The 25,340-nt window shown below is 45.4% G+C and carries 24 protein-coding genes and 1 pseudogene; 11 read left to right on the top strand and 14 right to left on the bottom strand.

Features of this window, described 5'->3' with window-relative positions:
* Window positions 1-197: 197 nt before the first annotated feature.
* Together JMY03_RS11675 and JMY03_RS11670 are read right to left on the bottom strand one after the other, a co-directional pair.
* Window positions 198-1,175, bottom strand: coding sequence for a zinc-binding dehydrogenase (locus JMY03_RS11675; RefSeq protein WP_201603867.1), 978 nt, complete (start codon window positions 1,173-1,175; stop codon window positions 198-200).
* Window positions 1,176-1,396: 221 nt separating this feature from the next.
* Entirely contained in the window at window positions 1,397-1,621 is a 225-nt protein-coding gene (locus JMY03_RS11670; RefSeq protein ID WP_227675620.1) for a DUF2798 domain-containing protein, read from the bottom strand.
* 175 nt (window positions 1,622-1,796) lie between these two features.
* On the opposite strand from JMY03_RS11670, the gene JMY03_RS11665 reads away from it, so the two are divergent.
* The 3 genes from JMY03_RS11665 (at window position 1,797) to JMY03_RS13470 (ending at window position 3,917) form a co-directional block, all read left to right on the top strand.
* On the top strand, window positions 1,797-2,135 hold the full coding sequence (locus JMY03_RS11665) for an aspartate/glutamate racemase family protein (RefSeq protein ID WP_201603863.1): 339 nt from the start codon (window positions 1,797-1,799) through the stop codon (window positions 2,133-2,135).
* Between the two features lie 270 nt (window positions 2,136-2,405).
* Window positions 2,406-3,350: an alpha/beta hydrolase gene (locus tag JMY03_RS11660; RefSeq protein WP_201603861.1), complete on the top strand. Its 945-nt coding sequence runs from the start codon at window positions 2,406-2,408 to the stop codon at window positions 3,348-3,350.
* Between the two features lie 408 nt (window positions 3,351-3,758).
* Complete coding sequence (locus JMY03_RS13470) at window positions 3,759-3,917, top strand: AbiJ-related protein (protein ID WP_201603859.1); 159 nt, start codon at window positions 3,759-3,761, stop codon at window positions 3,915-3,917.
* A 148-nt stretch (window positions 3,918-4,065) separates the two neighbouring features.
* On the opposite strand, the gene JMY03_RS11650 is transcribed toward JMY03_RS13470, so the two are convergent.
* From JMY03_RS11650 to JMY03_RS11640, 3 genes are all read right to left on the bottom strand, one after another.
* Window positions 4,066-4,614: an acyl-CoA thioesterase gene (locus tag JMY03_RS11650; protein ID WP_201603857.1), complete on the bottom strand. Its 549-nt coding sequence runs from the start codon at window positions 4,612-4,614 to the stop codon at window positions 4,066-4,068.
* A gap of 40 nt (window positions 4,615-4,654) precedes the next feature.
* On the bottom strand, window positions 4,655-5,701 hold the full coding sequence (locus JMY03_RS11645) for a YheT family hydrolase (protein WP_201603855.1): 1,047 nt from the start codon (window positions 5,699-5,701) through the stop codon (window positions 4,655-4,657).
* Between the two features lie 239 nt (window positions 5,702-5,940).
* Entirely contained in the window at window positions 5,941-6,540 is a 600-nt protein-coding gene (locus JMY03_RS11640) for a YigZ family protein (RefSeq protein ID WP_201603853.1), read from the bottom strand.
* A gap of 91 nt (window positions 6,541-6,631) precedes the next feature.
* Here JMY03_RS11640 and JMY03_RS11635 point away from each other — a divergent pair, with 91 nt between their 5' ends.
* On the top strand, window positions 6,632-7,336 hold the full coding sequence (locus tag JMY03_RS11635; protein ID WP_201559067.1) for a pseudouridine synthase: 705 nt from the start codon (window positions 6,632-6,634) through the stop codon (window positions 7,334-7,336).
* Window positions 7,337-7,606: 270 nt separating this feature from the next.
* On the top strand, window positions 7,607-8,659 hold the full coding sequence (locus JMY03_RS11630; RefSeq protein ID WP_201603851.1) for a disulfide isomerase DsbC N-terminal domain-containing protein: 1,053 nt from the start codon (window positions 7,607-7,609) through the stop codon (window positions 8,657-8,659).
* A 145-nt stretch (window positions 8,660-8,804) separates the two neighbouring features.
* Here the strand turns inward: JMY03_RS11630 and JMY03_RS11625 are convergent, their stop codons facing one another.
* The gene (locus JMY03_RS11625) at window positions 8,805-9,461 is read right to left on the bottom strand and encodes a DUF2939 domain-containing protein (RefSeq protein ID WP_201603849.1); all 657 of its coding nucleotides are present in this window, start codon (window positions 9,459-9,461) and stop codon (window positions 8,805-8,807) included.
* Between the two features lie 529 nt (window positions 9,462-9,990).
* Here JMY03_RS11625 and dnaJ point away from each other — a divergent pair.
* The 5 genes and pseudogenes from dnaJ to JMY03_RS11600 all read left to right on the top strand — a co-directional run.
* On the top strand, window positions 9,991-11,121 hold the full coding sequence (gene dnaJ, locus JMY03_RS11620; RefSeq protein WP_201559070.1) for a molecular chaperone DnaJ: 1,131 nt from the start codon (window positions 9,991-9,993) through the stop codon (window positions 11,119-11,121).
* Window positions 11,122-11,306: 185 nt separating this feature from the next.
* Complete coding sequence (gene dapB / locus JMY03_RS11615) at window positions 11,307-12,137, top strand: 4-hydroxy-tetrahydrodipicolinate reductase (RefSeq protein WP_201603847.1); 831 nt, start codon at window positions 11,307-11,309, stop codon at window positions 12,135-12,137.
* 55 nt (window positions 12,138-12,192) lie between these two features.
* Window positions 12,193-13,053: a hypothetical protein gene (locus tag JMY03_RS11610; protein WP_201603845.1), complete on the top strand. Its 861-nt coding sequence runs from the start codon at window positions 12,193-12,195 to the stop codon at window positions 13,051-13,053.
* Window positions 13,054-13,185: 132 nt separating this feature from the next.
* Window positions 13,186-13,626, top strand: coding sequence for a transposase family protein (locus JMY03_RS11605; protein WP_201600943.1), 441 nt, complete (start codon window positions 13,186-13,188; stop codon window positions 13,624-13,626).
* Between the two features lie 8 nt (window positions 13,627-13,634).
* Window positions 13,635-14,018, top strand: a pseudogene (locus JMY03_RS11600) (transposase family protein); the annotation flags it as partial.
* Window positions 14,019-14,202: 184 nt separating this feature from the next.
* On the opposite strand, the gene JMY03_RS11595 reads toward JMY03_RS11600, so the two are convergent.
* The 8 genes from JMY03_RS11595 to erpA form a co-directional block, all read right to left on the bottom strand.
* Window positions 14,203-15,378 carry a type III PLP-dependent enzyme gene (locus tag JMY03_RS11595; protein ID WP_025645383.1) on the bottom strand — a complete coding sequence of 392 codons (1,176 nt, stop codon included), beginning with the start codon at window positions 15,376-15,378 and terminating at the stop codon, window positions 14,203-14,205.
* 115 nt (window positions 15,379-15,493) lie between these two features.
* On the bottom strand, window positions 15,494-16,045 hold the full coding sequence (gene def / locus JMY03_RS11590) for a peptide deformylase (RefSeq protein WP_025645385.1): 552 nt from the start codon (window positions 16,043-16,045) through the stop codon (window positions 15,494-15,496).
* A 206-nt stretch (window positions 16,046-16,251) separates the two neighbouring features.
* The gene (locus tag JMY03_RS11585) at window positions 16,252-16,506 is read right to left on the bottom strand and encodes a GlsB/YeaQ/YmgE family stress response membrane protein (RefSeq protein ID WP_025645387.1); all 255 of its coding nucleotides are present in this window, start codon (window positions 16,504-16,506) and stop codon (window positions 16,252-16,254) included.
* Window positions 16,507-16,723: 217 nt separating this feature from the next.
* Complete coding sequence (gene mpl, locus JMY03_RS11580) at window positions 16,724-18,244, bottom strand: UDP-N-acetylmuramate:L-alanyl-gamma-D-glutamyl-meso-diaminopimelate ligase (RefSeq protein WP_201603844.1); 1,521 nt, start codon at window positions 18,242-18,244, stop codon at window positions 16,724-16,726.
* Between the two features lie 501 nt (window positions 18,245-18,745).
* The gene (locus tag JMY03_RS11575) at window positions 18,746-19,372 is read right to left on the bottom strand and encodes a copper resistance protein NlpE N-terminal domain-containing protein (protein ID WP_201603842.1); all 627 of its coding nucleotides are present in this window, start codon (window positions 19,370-19,372) and stop codon (window positions 18,746-18,748) included.
* 526 nt (window positions 19,373-19,898) lie between these two features.
* Window positions 19,899-20,411: a disulfide bond formation protein B gene (locus tag JMY03_RS11570; protein ID WP_025645394.1), complete on the bottom strand. Its 513-nt coding sequence runs from the start codon at window positions 20,409-20,411 to the stop codon at window positions 19,899-19,901.
* Between the two features lie 96 nt (window positions 20,412-20,507).
* A complete protein-coding gene (gshA, locus tag JMY03_RS11565; protein WP_227675619.1) occupies window positions 20,508-22,082 on the bottom strand; it encodes a glutamate--cysteine ligase in 1,575 nt (524 codons plus the stop codon).
* Window positions 22,083-22,432: 350 nt separating this feature from the next.
* On the bottom strand, window positions 22,433-22,756 hold the full coding sequence (gene erpA, locus JMY03_RS11560) for an iron-sulfur cluster insertion protein ErpA (RefSeq protein WP_037059055.1): 324 nt from the start codon (window positions 22,754-22,756) through the stop codon (window positions 22,433-22,435).
* 445 nt (window positions 22,757-23,201) lie between these two features.
* Here erpA and JMY03_RS11555 point away from each other — a divergent pair, with 445 nt between their 5' ends.
* Window positions 23,202-25,262 carry an ATP-binding cassette domain-containing protein gene (locus JMY03_RS11555; RefSeq protein WP_201603838.1) on the top strand — a complete coding sequence of 687 codons (2,061 nt, stop codon included), beginning with the start codon at window positions 23,202-23,204 and terminating at the stop codon, window positions 25,260-25,262.
* Window positions 25,263-25,340: the final 78 nt, after the last annotated feature.

Here is a 25,340-nt window from a genome sequence, read left to right as displayed (position 1 = left end):
TGTGGCTGACTTAGAATTGTAAGGGAGTCGAGATTAAGCATAAGGCTTTCTTAACGAGTGCTACTTTTGCACCAGAATTAACATTCTGCATAAAAAAACAGCGCTTCTATCATAAGAAGCACTGTTTTGAGTGAGCTGTTAAAGGACTTTAGATCAGGTAATTTACGCGTAGCAAATTCTTATGGTTTTAATAGCCCTTATGGCTTTAACAGCACCTTACCATTTTTGCCTGATTGTAATTTGCCATCGACGGCCTTTGTGATATCTGCTAGATCAAATGTCGCTTCAACGGGCAGATGGAGCTTGCCACTGGTCGCGCGTTCGATTAGCTCATCGATTAAGCGCTGTTTATTCTCCACACTCATCTCTTGGCTGATTTTACTGCCCCAAAATCCTTTTACGATGGCTTGTTTAAAGATAAGATGCGTCGGATTGAGCGTCATGGGCTGGCCTGACATGATGCCAAAGGACGCCAAGGTGCCACCATGACCGAGCAGTGATAATAAGTCGCCACTGGCGTCGCCGCCGACTGAATCGACTGCTGCGCTGATTTTATTCTCGCCAAGGATGGCTTTGACTTGCTCTTTCCAGTCCTCATTATCAGTGCTGACGTTATTTTCTGCGCCGATTGCTTCTAGCTCTTTTATGGCATCGCTGCTACGTACCACATTGATAGTGTTGACGCCGCGCGCCGCTGCTAGCATCGCAAGCGATTTACCGACTGCGCCGTTCGCCGCGTTATGGATAATCCATTGTCCGCTTTTTACTTCTAAGAACTCAAGCAGCATAAGCGCGCTAAGCGGCATAGCGATCAGCTGCGCGGCCATCTTATCATCCAAGCTCTCAGGGATGGCAAACACCATGTCCTCGTCAGCGACAAAATACTCCGCCCAAGTCGCTTGCACGCTAGCGGCAGCAACGCGCTGACCGACTTTGAGATTTTTAACCTCGCTACCCACAGCATCGACCACGCCGACCGCCTCGGAGCCTGCAATAGCAGGCATCTCTGGCTTAAAGCCATACTGACCGCGAATGGTTAACAGATCATGGTTGTGGATAGAGGCGAGTACCGTTTTGACACGGACTTCATTGGCCTGTGGCTCAGGGATAGGGCGATCGCCGAGGCTGAGGACTTCGGTGGGTTTGCCAAATTCGTTATAAGTTGCGCTGCGCATAATATATTCCTTGATTTATGGAGGTATTATTTATAAAAGTACTATTTATAAAAGTACTATTCATCGTTAAGTTGTGAGCCACAGTAACAAGCGCCACCTGTTTGACGCAATATTAATTTAGTTACTTATGGTGTTTTAGGCGTCAAGTTCTATGGTATAAAAAACACAATTTTAGTTTTTTGTTGTTGTCATATAAGCGCACAAGTATCCTCATTTATTGTTCAATAAAACTCAATACGGCTCAGTACATGCTCTTGGATAAAGTATGCGCAGACATAGGCGCTTGGCCATGCAAATACAAAGCCTAGTCCCCATGAGCTAAGTAGGTCAGCGAAGAAATGATCACTATAGCCTGCTTTGACCAGTATCAGCGCCGCTGAAATAATAAGCGACATCATCATGGCCATCAGTCCAGTAAATACTAGGCGATATAGTTTGCGGCTCATACGTATTCTTAGTTTCGGTAGTGCCATAACGCATTTTTGTCCTAAAGGTTTTATAGAGAGCTATCATATAACCTATATGTAACTAGGTAAATTGGTTATTATCAAACACCAAGTTCTTTAAATGTTAACGATATCGATAGCATAAATAAACCAGACCAATCAATAAGAATAGACTATGAAAAGTAACGATAAGGCTAGACCACAACGTACATTAGGCATCATCGGTGGCATGAGTTGGGAGAGTACCGAGAGCTATTATCGACTGATCAATGGAGGGGTCAAGGCTGAGTTAGGTGGCCTGCATTCAGCGGACCTGCTTATTCATAGCTTAGACTTTGCGCCGATTGGTGAGCTGCAAGCAAAAGGCGAGTGGGCACAGATGGGCACGATATTAGCGAGTAGCGGCAAACGTCGTTTTGGCGATAGACCCTTTGGTAAGGTCACGCGATTTACTGGAGGGCGTACTCGTGTCGCTCAAGGTGCATCCTTTTATGCCACTTTGATTGGGCTTTGATGAGTGTCAGTTGGGTTTAATTAAGAATAGATAGTGAGCTTAGGGTTGTAGTTATAACCACTACTGCTATAAAACGCTCCTATTATAAATAACAATGCCTAAGCTATCTGGGCTAGAAAGGTAAACAAAAGCTAACGATAATCTTGTATATGTACATAGAAGATAAGGGTTTGACTAGAAAGTTATAAATTAAAAAATCTAGGCACAAGTTTAGCGCTAAAATCAAAATCAGATTTTGTTTCCACCTTAATTCTAAACAAGGATGCCTCCATGCTATTTAAACGCTTAGGCCTTGCCGCACTATTTAGTCTCTCTATCGTAGGCTGTACCACAGCGCCCAATACGCTTGCCGTTAACACCACCCAAAAAATCATTCAATATGAGCGCAATAAGTCTGATCTGGATGTCAAATCATTTACGCTAACTTCTGGCGACAAGTTAGTTTATGCCGAAAACGCCAACCTAACAGGCGAGCCCTTACTCCTTATTCACGGTTTTGGCGGTAATAAGGACAACTTCACCCGTATCGCTGACGAGTTAGAGGACTATCATCTGATCATTCCTGATCTGCTTGGTTTTGGTGAGTCGAGCAAACCTATGAGCGCAGACTATCGCTCACAGGCACAGGCCACGCGCTTGCATGAGCTGCTACAAGCTAAAGGTTTAGCAAGCAATATTCACATCGGTGGTAACTCGATGGGCGGCGCGATCAGTGTGGCTTATGCCGCAAAGTACCCAAAAGACGTCAAGAGTCTGTGGCTTGTCGATAGCGCAGGGTTTTGGTCAGCAGGCGTGCCAAAATCGCTTGAGGGCGCAACCCTTGAGAACAACCCATTGCTGATCAATAGCAAAGAGGACTTCTATAAGATGTACGATTTTGTCATGTATAAGCCGCCTTATTTGCCCAAGTCAGTCAAAGCGGTATTCGCGCAAGAGCGTATCAATAATAAGGAGTTGGACGCCAAAATCCTTGAGCAAATCGTCACTGATAATGTCGAGGAGCGCGCTCAAATCATCGCGGACTATAATATTCCAACGCTCGTGGTTTGGGGTGAGAAGGATCAAGTCATCAAACCTGAAACGGTCAATGTGATCAAAAACATCATCCCGCAAGCGCAAGTCATTATGATGGAAGATATCGGTCACGTACCGATGATAGAGGCAGTAGAGCAAACGGCTGAGGATTATAAAGGGTTTCGGGAGGGGATTAAATAGTAGCTATTCCCGCTTTACGCTACTATCTTAGCTGCCACTGTGGCGGTGACTAATAGGCAGTCGTGCTCCTGTTGCCTCGATATGAGGAAGGAAACAGTAAGTGTCTGGGAGACACTTACCCTGACGCAAGAGAAAATCTATGATTTTCTGAAAAGCCAAGTCCCCGCAACACAGTGTGCAGCCAAGTATATCCGCTGCAATCGGGGCTAAACCGCTCTCCAAGTTCACCTAAAATTGCAGTGCAATTTTTTAACGGTGCTCAGGCTAAACTGCTTCCCATGTCAACCTCTACTACTTTTACAGAATTTGACTACAAAACCGTAGTCAATATGTTTGACTACGGTTTTGTAGTTGAGTGTTCCAAACCGATATAATTAAACCTATAAACTTGAAAGAATTTAGAATCTCATGAACAAAATAACTCAAATCACTCGACGTCATATATTCGATGCTATGCAGGTAGAAGGTATTGATTGGGCTGGAAGATTAGATGAAACCGCGTTTTTGTCTAGACTATATGATTTAGAAGATATTCCGTCAACTGACAGCGAAACTCAATTTCACTGACCTCATTTAAGGCTAGCCTCTGACCCTTTTTGACTTGCGAAACAGCTTGTATAAGTGAGACGGTATGACGAATAAAGGGGTACATGGTCTGCTCTCAAAGCTTAAGGTAAAGGAGGATAAGGTAGTCAGAGACTTATCGTAGAGTATTTTAGTCCTTAGCCATCGGCGGCCAACGATGATCCTTATTGGACGCTATCCACTCTTGCACCCATGGCTCAGGTGACATGACTAAATTAGGCTCACCTAACGCCTTTAACACTTTGGCGGTTTCAATGACTTTGCCGCCTTTGGTGACGCCCGTGCGTAATAGCACCGAGGAACAAGGTTTGCCTTTAACCCACATCGAATGCTCAAGATAGAGCCAGCGCTCATCTATACCGACGAGCTGCGTCTTAATGGTCACTTTATCAAACAGGCGGATACGCTTACGGTATTGAATGGTGCTGCCTGCCACTACCATACCCCAACGGTTCTTTAGCAGCTGCTTGGCAAGCCCCGTGCGAATGATAAAATCTGTACGGCCAATATCATAGACGGTCAATACACGGCCATTATTCATCTCAAACATCGGATCGATATCGGTAATACTACAGCGTACAGTGACTTCGCTGACCTGTTCAAACGCTAACGGTTGAGCTTTTTTATTAGTGATAAACGCATCAACGATCGACTTAGTGTAACGCAAGTAAGGATACATAATAGAGTCTCAAAAGTTTAAGGGTAGGCTCGTGATACGCTTATTTTGACTTGACGGTAGCGTCCACACCGATGGATTGAAAGTAGGCGCTGACGGTTTCGGGTAGCCAATTGATATCGAATCTGGATTTTTTATCACGGCCCTGAGCTTGTTTGCTATCCGAGCGATAGCGAATGTAGCCGACGTGCCCGCCGTGCTTGGTATCGATAATAGTGACGCAGTCGGAGACATCGTTCGCGGTGGCGGTAAAGCCCAAAAACGGATCGTCTTTGGCGCTAATCAACAATAAGGGTTTTTTGACATCGCGCAAGTAGGGCAGGGCTGAGGCGCTATGATAGTAGTCGTTGTTAGAGCGGTAGCCATGACGCGGCGCGGTAAAGATATCGTCAAAGTCGCTGATACGATTGACCGCTTTGATAGAGTCGATCTCCTCTTTGCTGATGTCGTTGGCAAGGGCTTTTTTAATAATCGGATTAAGCAAATACGGCGTATAAATGCGATGACTCAAAAAGCTGTGCATACTCAGCGCCGCTGATGACATATCGACAGGGGCGGAGATGACAGCCGCGCCTTTACAGAGCGCTTTCTCGCCGTATTCGCCCATGTATTTAGCTAAGGCATTACCACCCAGTGAGACGCCGACCGCATACATATTGGCGTATTTTTCGCTTAGGTTTTGCAGCATGTAGTGCACTTCGCCCGTATCACCCGCGTTATAAAACACCCGTCCACTAGCTGGAATACCACCACAGCTGCGGAAATGGGCGACGACAAAGTGCCACCCTTGCGCGTGCATCTGATAAGCCAAAGCGCGGGCATAATGGCTATCGCTACTGCCTTCCATACCGTGGAACAAAACGATTAATGGCGTTTGTTCAAGTTCACCATTTTCTAAGTTTTCTGAATGTTCTATAGGATGCGCATCATAAAAGTCATAGGCAATATCACTCTCGTCCAAGGAATCTTTGCGCACCACTCGTCTGTATTTGGGTGCTTTGGGCGCAAAAAACTTTGGCAGGATGCTTTGCAAGTGCGGATTAGTCAGCCAAAAAGGCGGCTTAAATGCGTTATAGGTAAAGGTCGTCATAGTAGGGTTTCTAAAGTTGTAAAATAAAAGTATAAATAAAAAATATGAGTGTGATTTAAATAGCTAGTTTCACGTGAAACAAAACAGCTCTATAAGACTGAGTCTATACATTGTTAATTTAACGAATTTATTATCATACTAAGCTCGCAGCAAGCTTCCAATAGATTTCGGTGAACGGCTCAGTGAACAGATGATTACTGTATTATTTAATTAAGCTCAGTTTACTTCTTTAGAACATACTAATCTGTGGGCTTTATTACTCTACCTGCCATCGCTAGTTCAGTTTTTAAGGTCTCAATATCAACCTCAGCAATAGTGACAGTTAAGGTGACTTGTTTGCTATAGGCGACATCTTCGATAGTGCCCTCTAAGCTCTCAACCACATAACGACACTGAGTTTCAGTCGCGAAGTCCGCTAGTATTTGCACTTGCATCATCGGCACGAAAGGTTGCAATATCATCTGATCGACTGCTGCTTGTGCAGAGCCTGCATAGGCACGAGTGAGACCGCCTGCGCCAAGCTTAATACCGCCAAAGTAGCGCACCACGATAATGATAATATTGCCGATAGATTTATGCTGCAGCACGCCTAGTATTGGTCGCCCTGCAGTACCACTCGGCTCGCCATCATCATCGAAACCTGCGCTCGTAGTATTATCAGGGTCGCCAATGATATAGGCCCAGCACCAATGCCGAGCATCAGGGTACTTTTCTCGTAGTTGTTCCACATGAAACATCGCTTGCTCACGTGAATTTACAGGATAGGCATAAGCAATAAACTCGGATTTTTTAATCTCAAGCCGTGCGGTCACGGGGTTTTTTAAGGTTTGATAGCTCATATTGCATCGATGGTACACTTAGGGTTAGATGGGATATGTTAAACTGACACCACTATAACAAAACCCTATATGACTAAAGGTAGTAAAAAGTATGCGTCTCGATAAATTTATCAGTAAAGCCACTGAGCTGTCACGCAAAGAGTCCAAAAAAATCCTCCACGCCTCTGAGGTCACCGTCAATGATGAGGTGGTCAAAGACCCTGGCCTACATGTCGATATTATCAATGATGAAGTGCTGTGGGCAGGCGAGCCGCTCTCGGTGGCGACGGGTAATCGTTATATCTTGCTGCATAAGCCTGAAGGCTTTGAGTGTACGTTAAAGGCCAAAGAGTATCCTATCGTCACCGAATTGATTGCCGTACCAGAGCTAGGCAGTTTACGTATCGCAGGCCGCTTGGATGTCGATACCACAGGTGCACTGCTGCTTAGCGATGATGGCGGCTGGCTACACCGCGTCACAAGTCCCAAGCACGAGCACGCCAAAGTCTATGAGCTAACGCTTGCTGATCCTATGAATGAGGAGGAGCAAGCCCGCGCAATCAAAAAGGTGGGCGAAGGTATCTTGTTAGAGGGCGATTATGAGCCGACCAAACCGGCTACCCTTGAGTTTATCGATGAGAAACATGCGCGTCTAACTTTGGAGCAAGGCAAATATCATCAGGTCAAACGTATGATGGGCTACTTCGGTAATAAAGTCGTCGAGCTGCATCGCGCTAGCATTGGCCATATTACTTTAGACGGGTTAGAGCGTGGCGATAGTCGCTTTTTAACGCCCGAGGAAGTAGAGAAGTTTTAGGGATATTTACAAGTATATTTTTAGGTTTACGGTAGGGTGCGCCTCGCGCACCTGACGTCTAAGTTGAGCTTTATCACTTGTTTTATCGCTCTCTATTGCGCCTCCCTTAAGCTCAAGTAGCGAATTGCAAAAGTAACTGGCAAACCCTCCGTAAACTTAGCTAATGTGCTAAAGTCCTGATATCTTTTCACTCTACTTTTTTAGATAGTGTTTTAAGACGAAATGCTGATTGCTATTGGTATATAAACGCTACTTGCTAGGATGACTGCTGTGAAACCACCTCTACTTAAACCTATTAGTTTTATTAGTGCGCTGCTATTAACGGCGACGGCTTGCGCCCAGCCTGCAACTTCAACCGATGAGAATATTAAGATGACGCAAAGTGCGGCAGCGGACAACGTCAGTGCTGACACTGATAGCCATCTGCGCCAAGTATTGACCGAGGTTGGTATCAAAGCGCAAATCTTATCTATCGAACCCTCTAATTTGCCTAATATGTATCAGGTCAATCTAGCAGGACAGCCGCCACTCCATATCACCACTGATGGCAAATATGTCATCCAAGGCGAGCTACAAAAAAATCCAAGCCCACGTAAAGTGAAGCAAACCCCAACGCGAGCCACTAGTGCGCAAGCAGGCGAATATGTCAGCGCGGCGGTGAAATCCTCACTACTAGAGAATATGAGTGCGCTGAAAAACATGAGCGCTAAAACGCCGTTTTTTTATACCGCAGTGCCGGGCGTGATTTGGGGCGCAACATTAGAAGGCGTGCCGTTTTTACTCTCAGATGATGCGCAATACATTACTGATGGCGAGATATCGGTGATAGAGAATGGTCAATTCACAGGACTTGATGAGACCTTTGAGGCGAATAAAAACAAATCTGTCTTTGCCTCACTAGATGAGTCGCAGCTGATTACTTATCCGGCAACGACTACCGAGCGCGCCGTTATTTATGTTGCAACTGATGTGAATTGCCCGTACTGCCGAATGCTACATAAGCAAATGGCAGATCTCAATGCCAAAGGCGTCACCGTCAAGACTATCGGTTATCCTATATATGAAGCGTCACCTGCGCAGATGCGCGGGATCTGGTGTCAAGCGGATGAGGGCAGTCGCCGTAACGCTCTAGACAAGGCAATGCTACAAGGCCAGATGACGCCAGCGCCTGCCAGTTGTAATATGGATTACGTGACACCTAATCGTGAAAGGGCGGCAGGACTTGCAGTGATAGCGACGCCAGCGATATATCGTGAGGATGGCGTTTTATATCAAGCGAGCTTTGAGAGTCCTGAATTCTTAGAGTTTTTGGGCGTTCAGTAGTTAGCTCACTCACAGCTATTTTAAAATCTAAAACCCCATAGCAAAAGCGCGCTATAAACTATCAAGTTATAGCGCGCTTTTTGTGCGAATTGGTTTTAGAACTTAAATAGCACTTATGCCTTTAAAGTTCATAGAGAATCTTGATTTAAGGCAATACCACATCGACGATTTGCCAGTCAATAAAGCCCTGACGTTGCATCTCAACAGTGATCGGATAGCCTTTGACTTGCCCGCTAATGGTAAAGCAATTGATACCGCAATAGCTCAGACTAGGTTCGCTATCTTCTCCTTGCGCCGCTTGCTCCTCAAGCTCGCTGGCTTGTTTTTGCATGACCAGCTGTATTTGGTTTTTGACTACCGCATTGATATCACCGCGCTGAATGATGAGATCTTGAATGAGGTTTTTGAGATCGACTTGATTACTAGCGATGGCCCAAGCCGCAGCCAGCTCTTTGGTCGCGGTATTGGCTTGACCTTGCGTATTGATGAGGGTTTTGACATTGTCAGGGGTAATCGCGCCTGCCACTGCTTGACTGATAAAACTATCAGCCGCTTGCTCTAAGGGCGCGCCGCCAAGCTCAGCGACTAGTGGATACTTGCTCATGGTCAGCGCAAATTTATCCGTCAGCTGTCTATAGACGCTAGGACGGACTTGCTCGTAATCGATGGCTGCTGCGATAGTCGCGCCATCTTTAGCATCATAAGCGTTCTTTAGTTGATAAGCGCTGTAATAGGGCGAGCCGGCATAGACCACGACTGCCATAACGATGATCAATAAGATAAAGGCCGTTAGTTTTTTCATAATCAATGCTCTCTTACACCGAATTTCAAGTATGAACGCCTGCTTATAGAGCGCTAAATATTAGCACGACTTTAGCGCTTGATGTTATGAAAAACTAGAGAATAATCAAGCTAAGAGGATATATAGTCGATTCACTCTAAAAATGACATAGCGCTGCTGGGATGAATTTTATGCAGCATCGAAGGAACGCAGCACGCAAGTAAAATTTATACCTGTAGCGCACTTAATCTCATAACAATTTTACTTTAAACTGACTATAGGTACGATTATCTGCAGAATAAAACTACGCAGATAATAATTTCACAATTATTAAGCTTGATAAATCGCTGAGCCACCTCCATTAACAGGCCAAACTTTTATATCTTTATACCTTTATTTATTAATTGATTTGGTTAGCGCAGTACGTTGCTGATTTTACCGATACGCTATGATATTGATTTTGTGTTTCACATGAAACACTTTTGATGATTGAGGCGTAGTAGACGTAAGGCTATTAGCAAGCATCACTGTGATGACGATAGGAGAGCTCATGAGTAAGCGTGATTTTTATGAAGTGTTAGGGGTCAGCAAAACGGCTGATAGCAAAGAGATAAAAAGAGCCTACCGCAAGCTGGCAATGAAATACCATCCCGATCGCAACTCTGATGACCCTGATGCCGAAGAAAAATTCAAAGAAGCGTCGATGGCTTATGAGGTGCTTAGCGACGAAGATAAGCGCTCAGCCTACGACCGTATGGGTCACGCTGCGTTTGAGAATGGCATGGGCGGCGGTGGCGGCTTCGGCGGCGGCGGTAACTTCCAAGACATCTTTGGTGATATTTTTGGTAACTTCGGTGATATCTTCGGTCAAGCTCGCGGCGGTGGTAGTCGTACGCGCCGCGGCTCTGATCTTCGTTATGTCATCGAGCTAACGCTTGAGGAAGCGGTGCGCGGCTGCCAAAAAGAGATCAGCTTCACCGCGCCTGCACCTTGTGATACTTGCGATGGTAAAGGGGCCAAAGACGCCTCTGATATCGTCACGTGCCAGACTTGTCATGGGCAAGGCCAAGTGCGTATGCAGCAAGGCTTCTTTGCTGTGCAGCAAGCGTGTCCACAGTGCGGCGGTAGCGGTAAACAAATCAAGAACCCATGCCCAGACTGTCATGGTAATGGCGTCCAAGAAAAATCTCGCACCCTTGAAGTCTCTATCCCAGCCGGCGTCGATGATGGCGACCGCGTGCGTTTAGCAGGTGAAGGCGAAGCGGGCGGTGCTGGCGTGCAAAACGGCGATCTATATGTTGAAGTACGCGTGAAACCGCATGAGGTCTTTACTCGTCAAGGTGCAGATCTGTATATGGATGTGCCAGTGAGCATCACCGATGCCGCTTTAGGTAAAGAAGTTGAAATCCCAACTTTAGATGGCAAAGTCAAAATCAAAGTCGCCGAAGGCACGCAAAGCGGTAAGCTGCTGCGAGTACGCGGTAAAGGTGTGACGCCAGTGCGTACGACGATGAAAGGCGATCTGATTTGCCGCGTCATTATCGAAACGCCAGTCAATCTCACTCGCGAACAAAAAGATCTGTTACGTGAGTTTCAAGATACCTTGGACGGTGATAGCAAGCATCAACAATCGCCACACAAAAAATCTTTCTTTAAAAAGATTGGCGAACTATTCGACTAAGCGTTAACTTTTGAGCTTTTTGACGTTATCAACAGGCCTAATAGTTTCATGTGAAACTATTAGGCTTTTTTATGTCTGCTTGTTAGTCGCAGCAAAAACAATTCATGCTATGATAATTAACATAACGCGTGCTAACAAGGCACTGCTAACCTATAAATATAGACCATGAGCTTTAGGACAAAAGTATGAGTAAGACACAAACAAAAGAGATGATAAATATCGGCGTTATCGGAGCCGGTGGCCGTATGGGACGTATGTTGATTGAGGCGGTACAGGACAATCCGCAAACGTCTCTCAGCGCTGCTATCGAGCGTGAAGGATCAAGTCTGATTGGCGCTGACGCCGGTGAGGTCGCCGCTATCGAGCGCTTAAATATCAAAATCGTCGATGATTTAGTCTCAGTGATCGATGATATCGATGTGCTCATTGACTTTAGCTTGCCGGATGCCACTGAGCAAAATATGCAGACTTGCGCTGAGCATAAAGTCGCGATGGTCATCGGTACAACAGGCTTTAATGAGCAGCAGGAGCAAGTGCTTACCGAGGCCAGCAAACACATTCCTATCGTCTATGCGGGCAACTATTCAACTGGGGTCAACCTATCGCTCAAGCTATTAGGTATGGCTGCTAAAGCCTTTGGCAATGAGGCTGACGTTGAGGTCATCGAAGCGCATCATAAACACAAGATTGACGCGCCATCAGGCACTGCTTACATGATGGCCCAAGCCGTCGCTGAAGCTCGAGGTCAAAACCTAAAAGAGGTTGCAGTCTATGGCCGTGAAGGACAAACAGGCGCGCGCGAAGCAGGTAGCATAGGCATTCATGCGATACGCGGCGGCGAAATCATTGGCGATCACACGGTAATGTTTATCGCTGATGGCGAAGTGGTGGAGATTACTCACAGAGCACGTGCGCGCATGACCTTTGCAGCAGGGGCGGTACGCGCTACCACTTGGGTCATTCAGCAAAAAGCAGGGCAGTATAATATGCAAGATGTACTTGGGTTAAATGAGTAAGGCTGAATGAGTAGAGTTGGATAAGCGAGTTTTAAATAATTAGGATAGCTATAAGATGAACCGCTCACTGATGACGCTTTTGTTTTTAAGTGTAGGTACTAGCTTTATTGTACCTGCGCAAGCCGCCTCTGCTCACAAAAGCGCCCAAACCTATGTCATCGATACTTACGGCGGTGATGCTCTACTGCCAGCCGTACGCCAACAGCTAAACAGTAGCCGTGACGGCGGCACAGTAAGTAGTTATCAAGATAAGCTTGTGCTACAAACCAGCGCGGCGAATTACAAGGCGGTGCAACAGCTCCTTGCGCAAATAGACACTCAGCCGCAGCCGCTGCTAGTCGCAGTACGAGTAGGCAGTAGTGGTAATATACAAAGTAATATCCGCCAAGGCCAAGTGATTATCAGCAAGCGTGGTATTCAAGGGACAGGTATAGTGAACCAAAGCGATAGTCAGCAGCAGAGCAATAGCTTATATCAAGTGCAAACGCTCTCAGGTAGCGCTGCCAGCATTAGCACCAATACGCTATATTCCTTAACGCAAAACTATCAGGCGACGGCTTATCGAAATAATCGCTATCCGTCTTATCATAGTCCGTCAGCTCAGATTATTATTCAGCAGCAAGTGTTATTGCCGACAACGAGAAGCATTGCCGTCACCCCAAGACTACTGCCCAATGGACAAGTGGAAGTGCAGTTGTCGCAAGCAGAAGAGAAGCTACTCACTAGCCATTCTCGATATTACCAAAAAAACGCTATTGAATCACAAAGGCTAAATAGCACAGTTATCGTACCGCGCGGGCAATGGGTCACTATCGGACAAGTTATACAAAGCGCTCAAAACCAAAGCTCAGGCTTTGCTGGCAATCGTCGTAGTATGACTAGCACCAGTGCCCCGATTCAGCTATTGGTTCAGTAGTTGAGTTCTCCAGAACTAAGATGTTGTAGGATGCGCCATGCACACCATTAACTTAAATATGATGATTAGACCTCTTGCAAAAGTAGTTGTAAGACACAACGTATATTATTGAACTCTACTTACTTAATAGATATGCCAAACATAAATAAGCTACTCAAACAAAGTAACGCTGGTTTTAAACGCTACACTGGCATTCATAAAGCCACCTTTTATGAGATGCTTGATGCCATGCAAGAGCATGAAGCATCTAAGACCAAATCAGGCAGACCAAGTGTGCTCAGTCTTAAGGAGCAGATACTACTAGCCCTGACTTATTGGCGTGAATACCGCACGCTTTATCATATCAGTATGGACTTTGGTATTCATGAGTCTTCTGCTAGCCGTATCATTCGTAAAGTAGAAGACACACTGATTGACTCTGGCAAGTTTGAATTGCCTAAAAAGCTGCCTAGTCGTGTCGATGAGGACATCAATTGGTCAGTCGTCATCGTCGATGCCACCGAAACCCCTATTGAGCGTCCAAAAAAAACCAAAGCGACTACTACAGCGGCAAGAAAAAACAACACACCTTAAAAGCGCAGGTTATCGTCCATTGGCAAACCGGCTTGATACTTGATGTGCAAACCTGCAAAGGGTCAATCCACGATTTTAAGCTCTATAAAGATACTTGTCCTGATTGGCTTCCTGACAATGCTAAATTACTAGCAGATAGTGGCTATCAAGGTATAGCAAAGCTACATAAGCAAACCTTCACCCCTTTTAAGAAACCTCGTGGTGGTCAGTTATTGGAGATATGCAAACAGGCCAATCACTATCTGGCAAAGTTCCGTATTGTGGTTGAGCACAAAATAGGCTTAATCAAGTTGTTTAAAATCGTGGCTCATAAATATCGCAACCGTCGTCAGCGCTATGATCTTAGAATGAAGCTGTTTGCTGGTATCATTAATTCCGAGCTTAGACTATGACTTTTGCAAGAGGTCTATTAAACATTCTAATCAAAAGTTATCTTAGTAAGTTAACGAGTAATTGCCTTGTTTTAACGACTTTCAAGTACGCGGGGCGCACCCTACGCCAAATATAAGTCATAAAAAAAGCGCAATACTTTAAATTTCAGTATTACGCTTTTTTTATGAACTAACTAATCAAGTATTAATCAAGATAAACCACTTCTAATGGCGGAAAGCCATTGAACTCGACAGACGAATAAGAGTTGGTATAAGCCCCCGTCGCGAGCCAATAAATTTTATCGCCAATCTCCAGCTCTTGGGGTAGCTGATAGTCGGTCTCTTCATACATGATATCAGCAGAGTCACAAGTCGGCCCTGCTAAAACCACTGTACCTGACGTGGTCGATGTTGCCATTTTTGGAGTATAAACGGGATATTTAATCGCTTCACCTAACGTTTCAATTAACCCTTGGAACAGCCCCACATCAGTATAAACCCAGCGCGTCTCCTCCTCATGCGATTTGCGAGAAATCAGCACCACTTCACTGACTAAGACCCCAGAGCTTGCCACCAGCGAGCGGCCGGGCTCCAGGATAATCTCTGGCATATCGTCTATACCGTAGCTATCGACTAAGTATTGTTTTACCGATCCGGCGTAGTCTTGTATGGTATTGATTTGGTTGAGATACCGAGCAGGGAAGCCGCCGCCGAGGTTAATCATTTGTAGCTTAATGCCTTGCTCACTCATAAGCTTATCAAAGATATCTTTGACCATGACTAGGGCATCGTGCCAGACGGTCACTGATTTTTGCTGACTGCCCACGTGGAACGAAACTCCATAAGGCACTAAGCCAAGCTCTTTAGCTTGGATGAGCAGATCAACGGCCATATCAGGATGGCAACCAAACTTACGCGATAAGGGCCATTCAGCAGTGTCTGAGCCTTCTACCAAAATACGTACAAACACCTTTGAGCCAGGAGCCTGCTCAGCGATATTTTTGAGATCTGCTTCTGAGTCGGTTGCATACAGATCGATACCTTTATCAAAGGCGTATTTTACATGCTTTGCTTTTTTGATGGTATTGCCATAAGAGATACGCGAGGGCGCAACGCCGCAGTCGAGCACCCGATCCAGCTCATAGATGGAAGCGCAGTCAAAGTTTGAACCTAGCTCTGCTAATAGCTCAATCACTTGCACCGCAGGGCTAGCTTTCATTGCATAATGGACTTTTGCTTCGGGAAACAGGCCAATCATTTCATTGAATTTCAGTTTGATACGATTCAGATCAACGATCAAAAAAGGCGTGTCGCGACCCTCAGCGGCTTTGGTGAATTTGCCCCAAGCAGCAGGGTCAAAATATTGGTCAATTTTGATCATAGTCATAGCAATAAGCCTTTAGTAAAGATAAAAAAGAGGAAAGGGGTTTTTAGAAAGGAGGCATAAAAATGCATGTCAACATGAAGGTTTTGACATGCACTCAAAGGTTCGCTATTTAGACATTTGTAGCTTCAGGCTGTTTTGCGGCTTGTTGGCTTTGCTTTTCGCGTATCTTAAGCACTTTTTTGACTTTATCGCGGGCGCGAGTTTGTTTTAGGCGTGATAGATAATCGACAAAGATAACCCCATTGAGATGGTCCATTTCGTGCTGAATACAAACAGCGAGTAAGCCTTCTGCTATCTCGTCAATAGCCTCACCATCAGCGTCTAAAGCTTCGATACGCACTTTGCTTGGGCGCTCAACTTTATCATAGACATCAGGAACCGACAGACAGCCTTCTTCATAAGGCTGCTTTTCTTCGACTAGTGGCGTCACTTTAGGATTGATAAAGACCATGGGAGTATCTCTGTTTTCAGATAAGTCCATCACGATCAGTTGAATATGGCGATCCACTTGCGAGGCGGCAAGACCGATACCATCAGCGGCATACATAGTTTCAATCATGTCACTGATTAATGTTTTTATCTCAGCATCGACCTCTTTTACAGGGGCGGCGATAGTGCGCAAGCGCGGATCAGGGTAGCTTAAAATAGGGAGTACTGCCATAGTGGCTTACCTCAGTCATGCAAATAGAATTGGCGTTATTATAAGGTAAATGGGGGCAAAAGTAACGATTATCAACAACTTGAGGTCGATTTCGTATTAGTAGATTTATGGGCAGCAACTAAAGCCTTCATAAAAAAAGACCTTATAATAATAAGGTTTTTTTAAATCGAGAGTATAGCTAAACACCTGTTATAAAAGTGCTTATATTATACGCGGCGTTTATTGACGATCATCTCATACAAGAAGAGTAAGATAATAGCGCCAATCACTGAGAATATCAGACCGATAAAGCCGCCATCAGCATCGATACCGATTAGACCGGCAATAAAGCCACCAAGCATTGCACCTACAATACCGAGTACAATAGTCATAATCCAGCCCATCGCATCGTTACCTGGCTTAATAGCGCGCGCTAATAGACCTGCGACTAAACCGACAATAATCATCCATATAAAACCCATTATTATTCTCCTAATTGATTGAATGAGTACATTGTAGTCACTCCTTCGCCAGAAGAGTAAGCACGAAATGTTAGTAGTGTAGGGGCTGTGTGATAAAAAGTCCTGATTTGCTATCATTTGAATTGAATGCGTAAAGGGCTTGTAAAAACGATAAAAAAGCGCCACTCGGAATCTGAGGGCGCTACATAGACTATGGCATGAGCTAAGAGTAGGGTTATTAGCGCTGAGTCGTTGCCAATGCTGCCAATAGACGTTGGTGAATACCTTCAAAACCGCCGTTAGACATGATAATAATAGCATCACCCGCTCTAGCATGAGTAGTGAGATGCTCGATTATAGCGTCGGTACTACCAAGCACTTGCTGACTGCTTAAGTTGCTATTATGCTGCTGCGCTTGCGCTATGACGTCTTTGAGGCCCCACTCAAGGCCTGTAGGCTCGTACCAAAGTGTCTGATCGGCAAGCGCGGCCGAAGACGCTAGGCTGTCTTGATGAATACCCATCTTCATCGTGTTGCTGCGCGGTTCGATAACGGCCCAAACCTTTTGATTAGCCATTTTCTTTTTGGCACCATCCAACGTGGTGGTAATCGCGGTCGGATGATGAGCGAAATCATCAAAGACTAAGATATCCCCCACCTCACCGATCAGCTCCATACGCCGTTTGATACCGGCAAACTCAGATAGTGCGGCGCAGGCACTTGCGATATCGACGCCGATATCATACGCCGCTGCAATAGCGACTAGCGCATTATTGACATTATGCAAGCCGTTCATCGCCCAATCGACTACGGCCGTATCGGTACTAGCCGCTTCATTACCAGTTGTATTTTTAGCGCTTTTATCGCCATGAAAGCTCACTTCAAACTGGCTACCATCAGCGCTGATAAGTCGGGCTTGCCACTCGCTCTCAGCTGCCGCGGTTTGAGCTTGCGCCGGATTCTTATCAGTATTATCGACAATAGAGGTGCGCCAAACGGGCGTCCAAACGCCTTTAGCTAAGGTATCTTCGAGACTTGGCGTATTGACTGGCATAATAATTTGTCCGCTACTCGGAATCATACGCAGCATATGATGAAACTGCGTCTGAATCGCTCCTAGATCAGCAAAAATGTCAGCGTGATCAAACTCCAAATTATTCAAAATAGCGGTACGCGGGCGATAATGTACGAACTTTGAGCGCTTATCAAAAAACGCTGAATCATATTCGTCGGCTTCAATAACAAAGTAACCTAAATCCGAGGTATTTGTAAAATCAGCGCCTAAGTAGCTACTATGAGCGAAGACTTGTTGTAGACGCTTATCATCAGTATCGACTAACGGCACGCCGCCAATCAAAAACCCGCTATCAATCCCAGCATATTGTAATATCCAAGCGAGCATCGTCGTTGTTGTGGTCTTACCATGCGTGCCCGCCACTGCTATCACATGGCGCGATTGTAGTACTTGCTCCGATAAGAACTGCGGCCCTGAGGTATAGCGCAGTCCTTGATTGAGCATATACTCGACCACATCCATCCCGCGCTTCATCGCATTACCGACAACGACCAACTCAGGCGCAGGCTGTAGATGCTCGATATGATAGCCTTCCATAATCGTCACGCCAGCCTCTTGTAACTGAGTGGACATCGGCGGATAGACATTGGCATCTGAGCCCGTCACTTCATGCCCAAGCTCGCGGGCCAATAAGGCTAGTGAGCCCATAAAAGTGCCACAAATACCAAGAATATGAATATGCATAGACGTTTCGCACCGAATGATAAGAAAAGAAGAGTAAGTCGTGATATTTAGGACATTATTGTAAAGTAAAGCCTACGGTATAACCAATAAAATGCGTAAAAAAACGCCCAAAAAAACGCCTAGTCTGTAGGCGTTAACATTATCTAAAGTTTACCGATTATTAGGGCGTGTTAAACATTCGACCATGGCACTGACAGAGACTATTTTTTAGGCGATTTGCAGATAAAAATGGTAAGTTTAGTCGTTCTAAGCGTCTATTTTTATCAATAAAGCGGCAAAAAATAGTCCTGTCCCTGTTGTTGTCGTGAGGGCTGATGCTAAAATCGCCCTAGTCGTTGCGACTGTTTAAATAAAATCAGCTAGCCAATGCAATAAGCATTATCTGCAATTTTAACGACGACTAGAACACAGCTTTGATAAACTAGTAGCGATCAGCAGTGCGCATTTGTGAATGTTCAACACGCCCTATTATGAACCAAAAAACATATACAAAGACTTATATTACTGGCGCGATAACGTGTAGTCATCGTCAGCAATGTTGTTATCATCTAGTAATACTAAATGGTTGTTTTGAATAATATAGCTCTCTATACGCTGATCATCGTAAACGATCGTGATCTTGTCATCATCTTGACGATAAATACCGTTTTCAATTAACGAGTCGGTCGGCTCTTTTGGATTATCATAAATACTGGTTTTTACCACAGAGCCATCAGCAAATAAGTTTAGCAACACCTCTGTGCTGCTACAAAAAGAGCAGGGCATTACTCCCTTATAATCACCGATTAAAGTAGCCTGCATTTGACTGTCGTTTGTTGTAGTAGCATCCGAAGATGAGCGATCTACGGAGGATTTTCTATCCGATTTGGCCGTACTAATGAGCGACTCATCCTCTTCGCTACTAGTCCCATCGCTATCTGAGGTAGGGTCTATGGTCTCCTGCTCTGCAGCAATAGCATCGCTCTGCTTACTTGCAATCATCATTTTTTCATTAGTGCTAGGTGTCGAGGAGTGGCTATCACAGCCCGCAAGTAAAGCACAAAAAGACAAAGGTAATAAGAGTTTCAAAGTCGAGCGAGAGCCACAATGAGCAGGCGTTGTGGCAAATTTAGAAAAAGAATATATCATGATCTTACCAACAGCAAACAGATGAGGATTAAGTGCAAGCTGACAACTAAGGTCAGCTCTACTTACAAAAGCTAGTATTAATGTCATTTAAGATGACAAGAGTGGCAAAGTAACCATACCTGCTTCTGATGTACTCACAGGACTGGTGTGCAGAGCCTTATTGCCACATTTTATATATCTTTTGAAGATAAACGATTATTTATTCACCATCAACGGAAAAATATTATCGTAAGATAACAAACTGGAATGACCAAAATGTGTGGTTTTTGTTATAAAAGGAGGAGATTTGTATTTTAGGATTTGCCTCTCAGTGACAGACTTTTGATAAAAAAGTTACTGATACAGAGGACATTAATACATAAAAGATAGAGTTGAGCGGTGATGCTGCAGCGAGACTGCGGGAGTACTAACTGCAGAAGTAGAAGACACTAAGCGAGGTTGCTATTTAGGAATAAGTTAGTTTAGGCATAAGTTAGTGCCGATTAGCCCGAGTGGGCACTATCAGCACTGATAGCACTGACAGCCTTTAAGTTTTTGAACGCAATATATTCATCAGTATGAGCAAGTGAACGATAATAAGAAAGCTAAAAAATATCAAAGATTGCTCTGGGATACTTAAACCCAAAAATGTCCAGTCAATAGTAGCGCACTCTCCAGAACCTGCGAACACTTGTTTTAGTACTTGCTGCATCGGTAGCGTATCAAGCCAATAGTCTAGGCCAGGGCCACAAGCAGGCACTTGATCAGCTGGCAGATGCTGGAGCCAGACATGACGAGCAGCAACGCCCGTCGCCCAGCCAATACCGACTAAGCTACCTAACCACAGACCAAACCTGATAAGTTTCGATTTTGGATTAAAAATAGCCGCTACGAGCGCAAAGCCGCCCATCACCATCAAACCGATACGCTGAAAGATACATAAAGGACAGGGAGAAAGCCCCATAGACTGCTGCAAAAAAAACAAGGCATAGCCCATGCCGATAGCGCTCATAATTACCAAAAACACTTGCATACTGCGATAAGAGGGTAGGCTTTGCATCAAATAAGTACTCTTAAAATAGGGGCTGGAGCTATGATTAGTAGCTAATTATGGCTGATTTCAGTTAAATGACTCATCCGCTAAGGCCATCTAGGCTTAACGGTACTGCTTAATGAAGTCCATAAAGTCTTCGGTGTCATTGGCTTCGATCTCGCTTTGTTGCAACAGCGACTTTTCAGCCAATACTTCATATTTTGCCTGCATATTAGGGCTTAAAGTATGCTGAAGGATAGCATCGCGATGCTGCTGCGCTAAGGTAAAGCCTAACTTCCACATACTGCCTAAGCGCATACTATCGGCATTAACTTGTGCTGAGATGGTCGACTCTGAATTACTCGCTTTACCTTGCATCAAAGCTACTGCTACGCGGTAATCATTACCGCCATGATGGGCGTCAAGTAATGCGGCTAGCGGCTGCATACTTGATAAATGCGCCAGCATCCAGCTTTGTAGCGACTGCTCTTTTCCATTATTTAGAATATGTAGATTATCCGAGCGGCCTTCGTTAACTACGCGCTCTAGATTAATCGCCAGCTCCTCTTCTTCTGCCGGCAACAAATCTGGCGACTCATTGAGTAAGCAGTACAGCGCCATAACCTCTAAGAAGCAAGCGCTTGAGAGGCGAATACCTACATCGCTATAAGGATCTAAGTCGATGGCACGAAATTCCACATAAGCGATACCGCGACGCTCTAGCGCTTCTGTCGGCGTCTCACCACGCGCGGCAATTTGTTTGGGGCGAATAGGACTGTAGTATTCGTTCTCTATTTGCAATATATGATCATTGATCTGGATAGGGTCACCCGCTTCATCATTTAGTCCAAGTGCCTTAAAGCTCTCATGCGGCGTTTGAATCGCGCGGCGTAGGCCTGCGACATACTCAGTGAGATCGTTATAGCGGATATCCAAATGCTCTTGAACGCTATTGGTATAGCCAAGCTTCCCCATACGTAGGCTTGTGGCAGCTGGTCTATAATAGGTTGACTCGTTCATCAGCTCCAAGTCATGCTCGCGGCCTGAGATGAAGCAAGGACAGACGCTAGGGCTAGCGCCTAGCAGATATAGAACTAAGCTTGTTAAGCGCTTAAAGTTACGGATGAGGCCTAAATACTTCTCGTTTTTGAACTCGGTCAGCGTCTGCGTCTGCGCGTCTGCAAGCTGCTTTTGCCACTGTATAAATAAACCATCGCCAAAAGATAGGTTATAATGCAGCCCCGCAATCGTCTGCATACGGCGACCATAACGAATACCAAGTCCACTACGATAAAGCGTTTTGAGCTTACCGGTATTGGAGCTACCATAATCAGCCAGTGGAATATCGGCATCATCTGCTGAGAGCATACAAGGCATAGACAACGGCCACATCAGCTCACCCTCTGGCAAAGCCTGATAGACTAAGACATGCAGCTGACGCAGCATAGCCAAAGTATCTTTTGGCGTCGCTCTTGGGTCAGTGATAAGCTCAAGTAGACTCTCAGAGTAGTCCGTAGTGATGAACGGGTGGGTCAATTTTGAACCAAGCTTTGAAGGGTGCGGCGTTTGTGCCAAAAACCCATCTGATCTAACGCGCAGACCTTCTTTTTCGATACCGCGCAGCATGCCCATCAATAATTGGCTATCAAACCAACTTGGTATTTCAAAATCCACAAAGCTACTTGCAAAATTACTCATAATAGTCATCTATTGTTATTCATTATGGTGGAGCAACCCTTTACTAAGATTGGTTCAAATAGGGTTTGCTCAAATAAAACCGGCGCAAAACTGCAGCCAATTTGGCACTGTCGTTGCTATAAACCGTCGTCGCTATCAATTATATCAAAAGAGCGCTCCGTTTAGTTCAAAAGAGCGCTCCGTTTAGTTCAAAGTCAGTTTAGCCCAAAGATAATGCAAAAACCACGCACAATTACAATTTCAGTAACCTTCAGCGGTGAAAAAATCAGTTGGCTTAGCCAAAAAAGCACCTATAAAAAATAGATGCTTTAATAAAAACGTTTGATAAGCGTGCAGTGAAAAAAGCACTGTTAGATAGAAAACGAAGAGCCGCAGCCACAAGACGTGGTTGCATTGGGGTTATCTACGATAAAGCGCGCGCCCTCTAGCCCTTCAGTATAGTCAACGGTAGAGCCTTGTAAGTACTGATAACTGAGCGAATCGATCACCAAAGTGACATCACCATTATCAAAATTGGCATCGTCTTCATTCATATCACTGTCGAATCTAAAGCCGTAAGAAAAACCAGAACAGCCGCCGCCTGTCACATAAACGCGCAGCATAAGCTCCTTATCGCCTTCTTCTTCGCGTAGACGGCGCACTTTTTGGGCCGCGCTATCGGTCAGGCTTAGCATAGTAGGATCGACCGGCTGACTGGCGCTTGGATCATATTGAGTAGTAGTTTGGGTCATAATCACCTCATTAGCGAATGCTTAACTGCTTGATGTCAGTAGTGTTTTGGCAGTATACCATAATTGGGGCTAGGCTTAACTTATCAAGAGTGATAAGCGTGTTTGATAAAACAGATAGACGATATTGAAATAAGTCTGACACCCCTCAATAAATGACTTAAAAATGAAACAGTTATTTATAAATAATGGTTTAATCGTTTGCCTATCCGCCAGTCGTTTGAAATAATAGCCACCAATTATGGCTGACTTTGGCCTGTTTTTCTGTAAATTTTCATCATTGCCTCTTATAACTATTGACCTGCTAGCGACCGACTTAATCAGCTACTGATCGAATAATTGAGCGAATAAGTGCCGTGGTCGCTATAACTCCTGTGAGATAAAACCCCTTATGATCGAATTTAAAGACGTTAGTGTTCGCCGTGATGGTCGAGTGCTTTTCTCGGACGCCAGTTTCCAGTTGCACCCCAATCACAAAATAGGGCTGACGGGTAACAACGGCACCGGTAAATCAACGCTATTTGCCTTACTGTTGACACAAATGGGCGTAGGCGATACTGAAGTGACGCTCGATAAAGGCGAGGTGAGCATTCCTGAGAGCTGGCAGGTCGCACACATGGCGCAGGAAGTGGGGGCAAGTAGTCAAACGGCCATTGATTATGTCCTAAGCGGTGATGAGCAGTGGTATCAGCTCAATGAGGCGTTGAGTGATTTGAGCAATGTTAGCGATGAGCAGATTGGTATCTTACATCAGCAGTTCGACGAGATAGATGGCTATCGTACGCCCACCAAAGCGGCGCAAATTATGGCGGGTCTTGGTTTTAAAGCCAGCCAACATGAGCAGCCGGTAAAGGGCTTTTCAGGGGGCTGGCGCATGCGTCTAAACCTCGCCAAAACCTTGATGAGCCGTGCCGATCTGATGCTGCTCGATGAGCCGACCAACCACTTAGACTTAGATGCTATTTTATGGCTTGAGACTTGGATTAATCAGTTCACAAGTTTAGTCATCGTCATCTCGCATGATCAGACTTTTTTGGATGCCACTGTCGATCATATTCTGCATGTCGAACAGCAAAAAATCACTCTCTACACCGGTAATTATCAGCAGTTTGTGCGCACCCGTCACGAGCGTATGGCGCAGCAGCAGCAAGCTTATGAGAAGCAGCAAGCAACCCGTGCGCACTTAGATGACTTTATCCGCCGTTTCCGTGCCAAAGCCAGCAAGGCTAAGCAAGCCCAAAGCCGTATCAAGCAGCTTGAGCGCATGGCGGAGCTGTCACCGATGATGGCGGATAACCCCTTTTCATTTAAGTTCTATGAGCCGGCGCACATGAGCACGCCGCTGATTGAGATGACCAAAGCTGACATCGGTTATAGTGATATCCCGCTGCTACATAATGCTAACGTACAAGTCACCCCGGATACGCGCCTCAGCTTACTCGGTATGAATGGCGCGGGTAAGTCGACTTTGATTAAAGCGTTGGTTGGTGAGTTAAAGGTACTCTCAGGCACATACCAAGTCTCTGATACTCTCAAGCTTGGCTACTTTAATCAGCATCAAATGGACGCTTTAGACGCCGCCGCCACACCGATGCAGATGCTACGTCGCCTCGCGGGCAAGACCTCTGATGCAACATTGCGCTCGTTTTTGGGCAGTTTTGATTTTCGCGGCGAGCGTATCGATACCCCAAGCGAGCTGTTCTCAGGTGGTGAGCGCGCACGCCTGACCTTGGCATTAATCGTTTGGCAGCGTCCTAACGTGCTCGTGCTCGATGAGCCGACTAACCACTTGGACTTGCAAATGCGTCAAGCTTTGACTTTAGCGCTACAAGGGTTTCAAGGCGCGGTCGTGCTCGTCTCGCATGATCGCGAACTGATTGCTAACGTCTGTGATGAGCTCTATCTCGTCCATGACGGCCGGATCGACGAGTTCGCAGGCGATATTAGTGATTACGGCAAGTGGCTAGCGGAGAAGCGCAAACAAGAGAACGCGCAGGATAAAAATAGCAATAAACAAGCCAAAGACAAAAAGGCGCAAATGACGTTGGTTTCACGTGAAACGGATAATAGAGCCAAAAATAAAGAGGCTAAGCATAGTGAGTCAGCACAGGCTACAGCGACAACTAAAGCTGAGAGTCAGACGTCCAAAAACCCTGCTAGTACTTTGAGTAAAGAAGAGCAGCGTAAGTTGGCGGCTGAGCAGCGCAAACTGACCGCGCCTATACGCCGAGAAATCGAAAATACCGAAAAGGCATTGGTGAAGCTAGATGAGCAGCTAGCAAGCTTGGAGACTGAGCTTGCCGATACTGAGCTTTATGAAGCGCACCGCAAAGCCGACTTGATAGCGCTGCTTGACAAGCAAGCTTCGCTACAGCAGCAACATAACGATAAAGAGGAGAGCTTATTAGTAGCGATGACAAGTTTAGAAGAGATGGAAGCTAAGTTTAATTAAAATGCCTGCTCAAAACTTTGAGCGAACACAAAAAAGGAGAGCTAATGCTCTCCTTTTTTTATACGATTGGGGTTTTTA

The sequence above is a fragment of the Psychrobacter submarinus genome (assembly GCF_904846685.1).
Taxonomy (GTDB): Bacteria; Pseudomonadota; Gammaproteobacteria; order Pseudomonadales; family Moraxellaceae; genus Psychrobacter; species Psychrobacter submarinus.
Note: the sequence above shows the minus strand (reverse complement) of the source record. Positions and strands in the feature narration are given on the sequence as shown.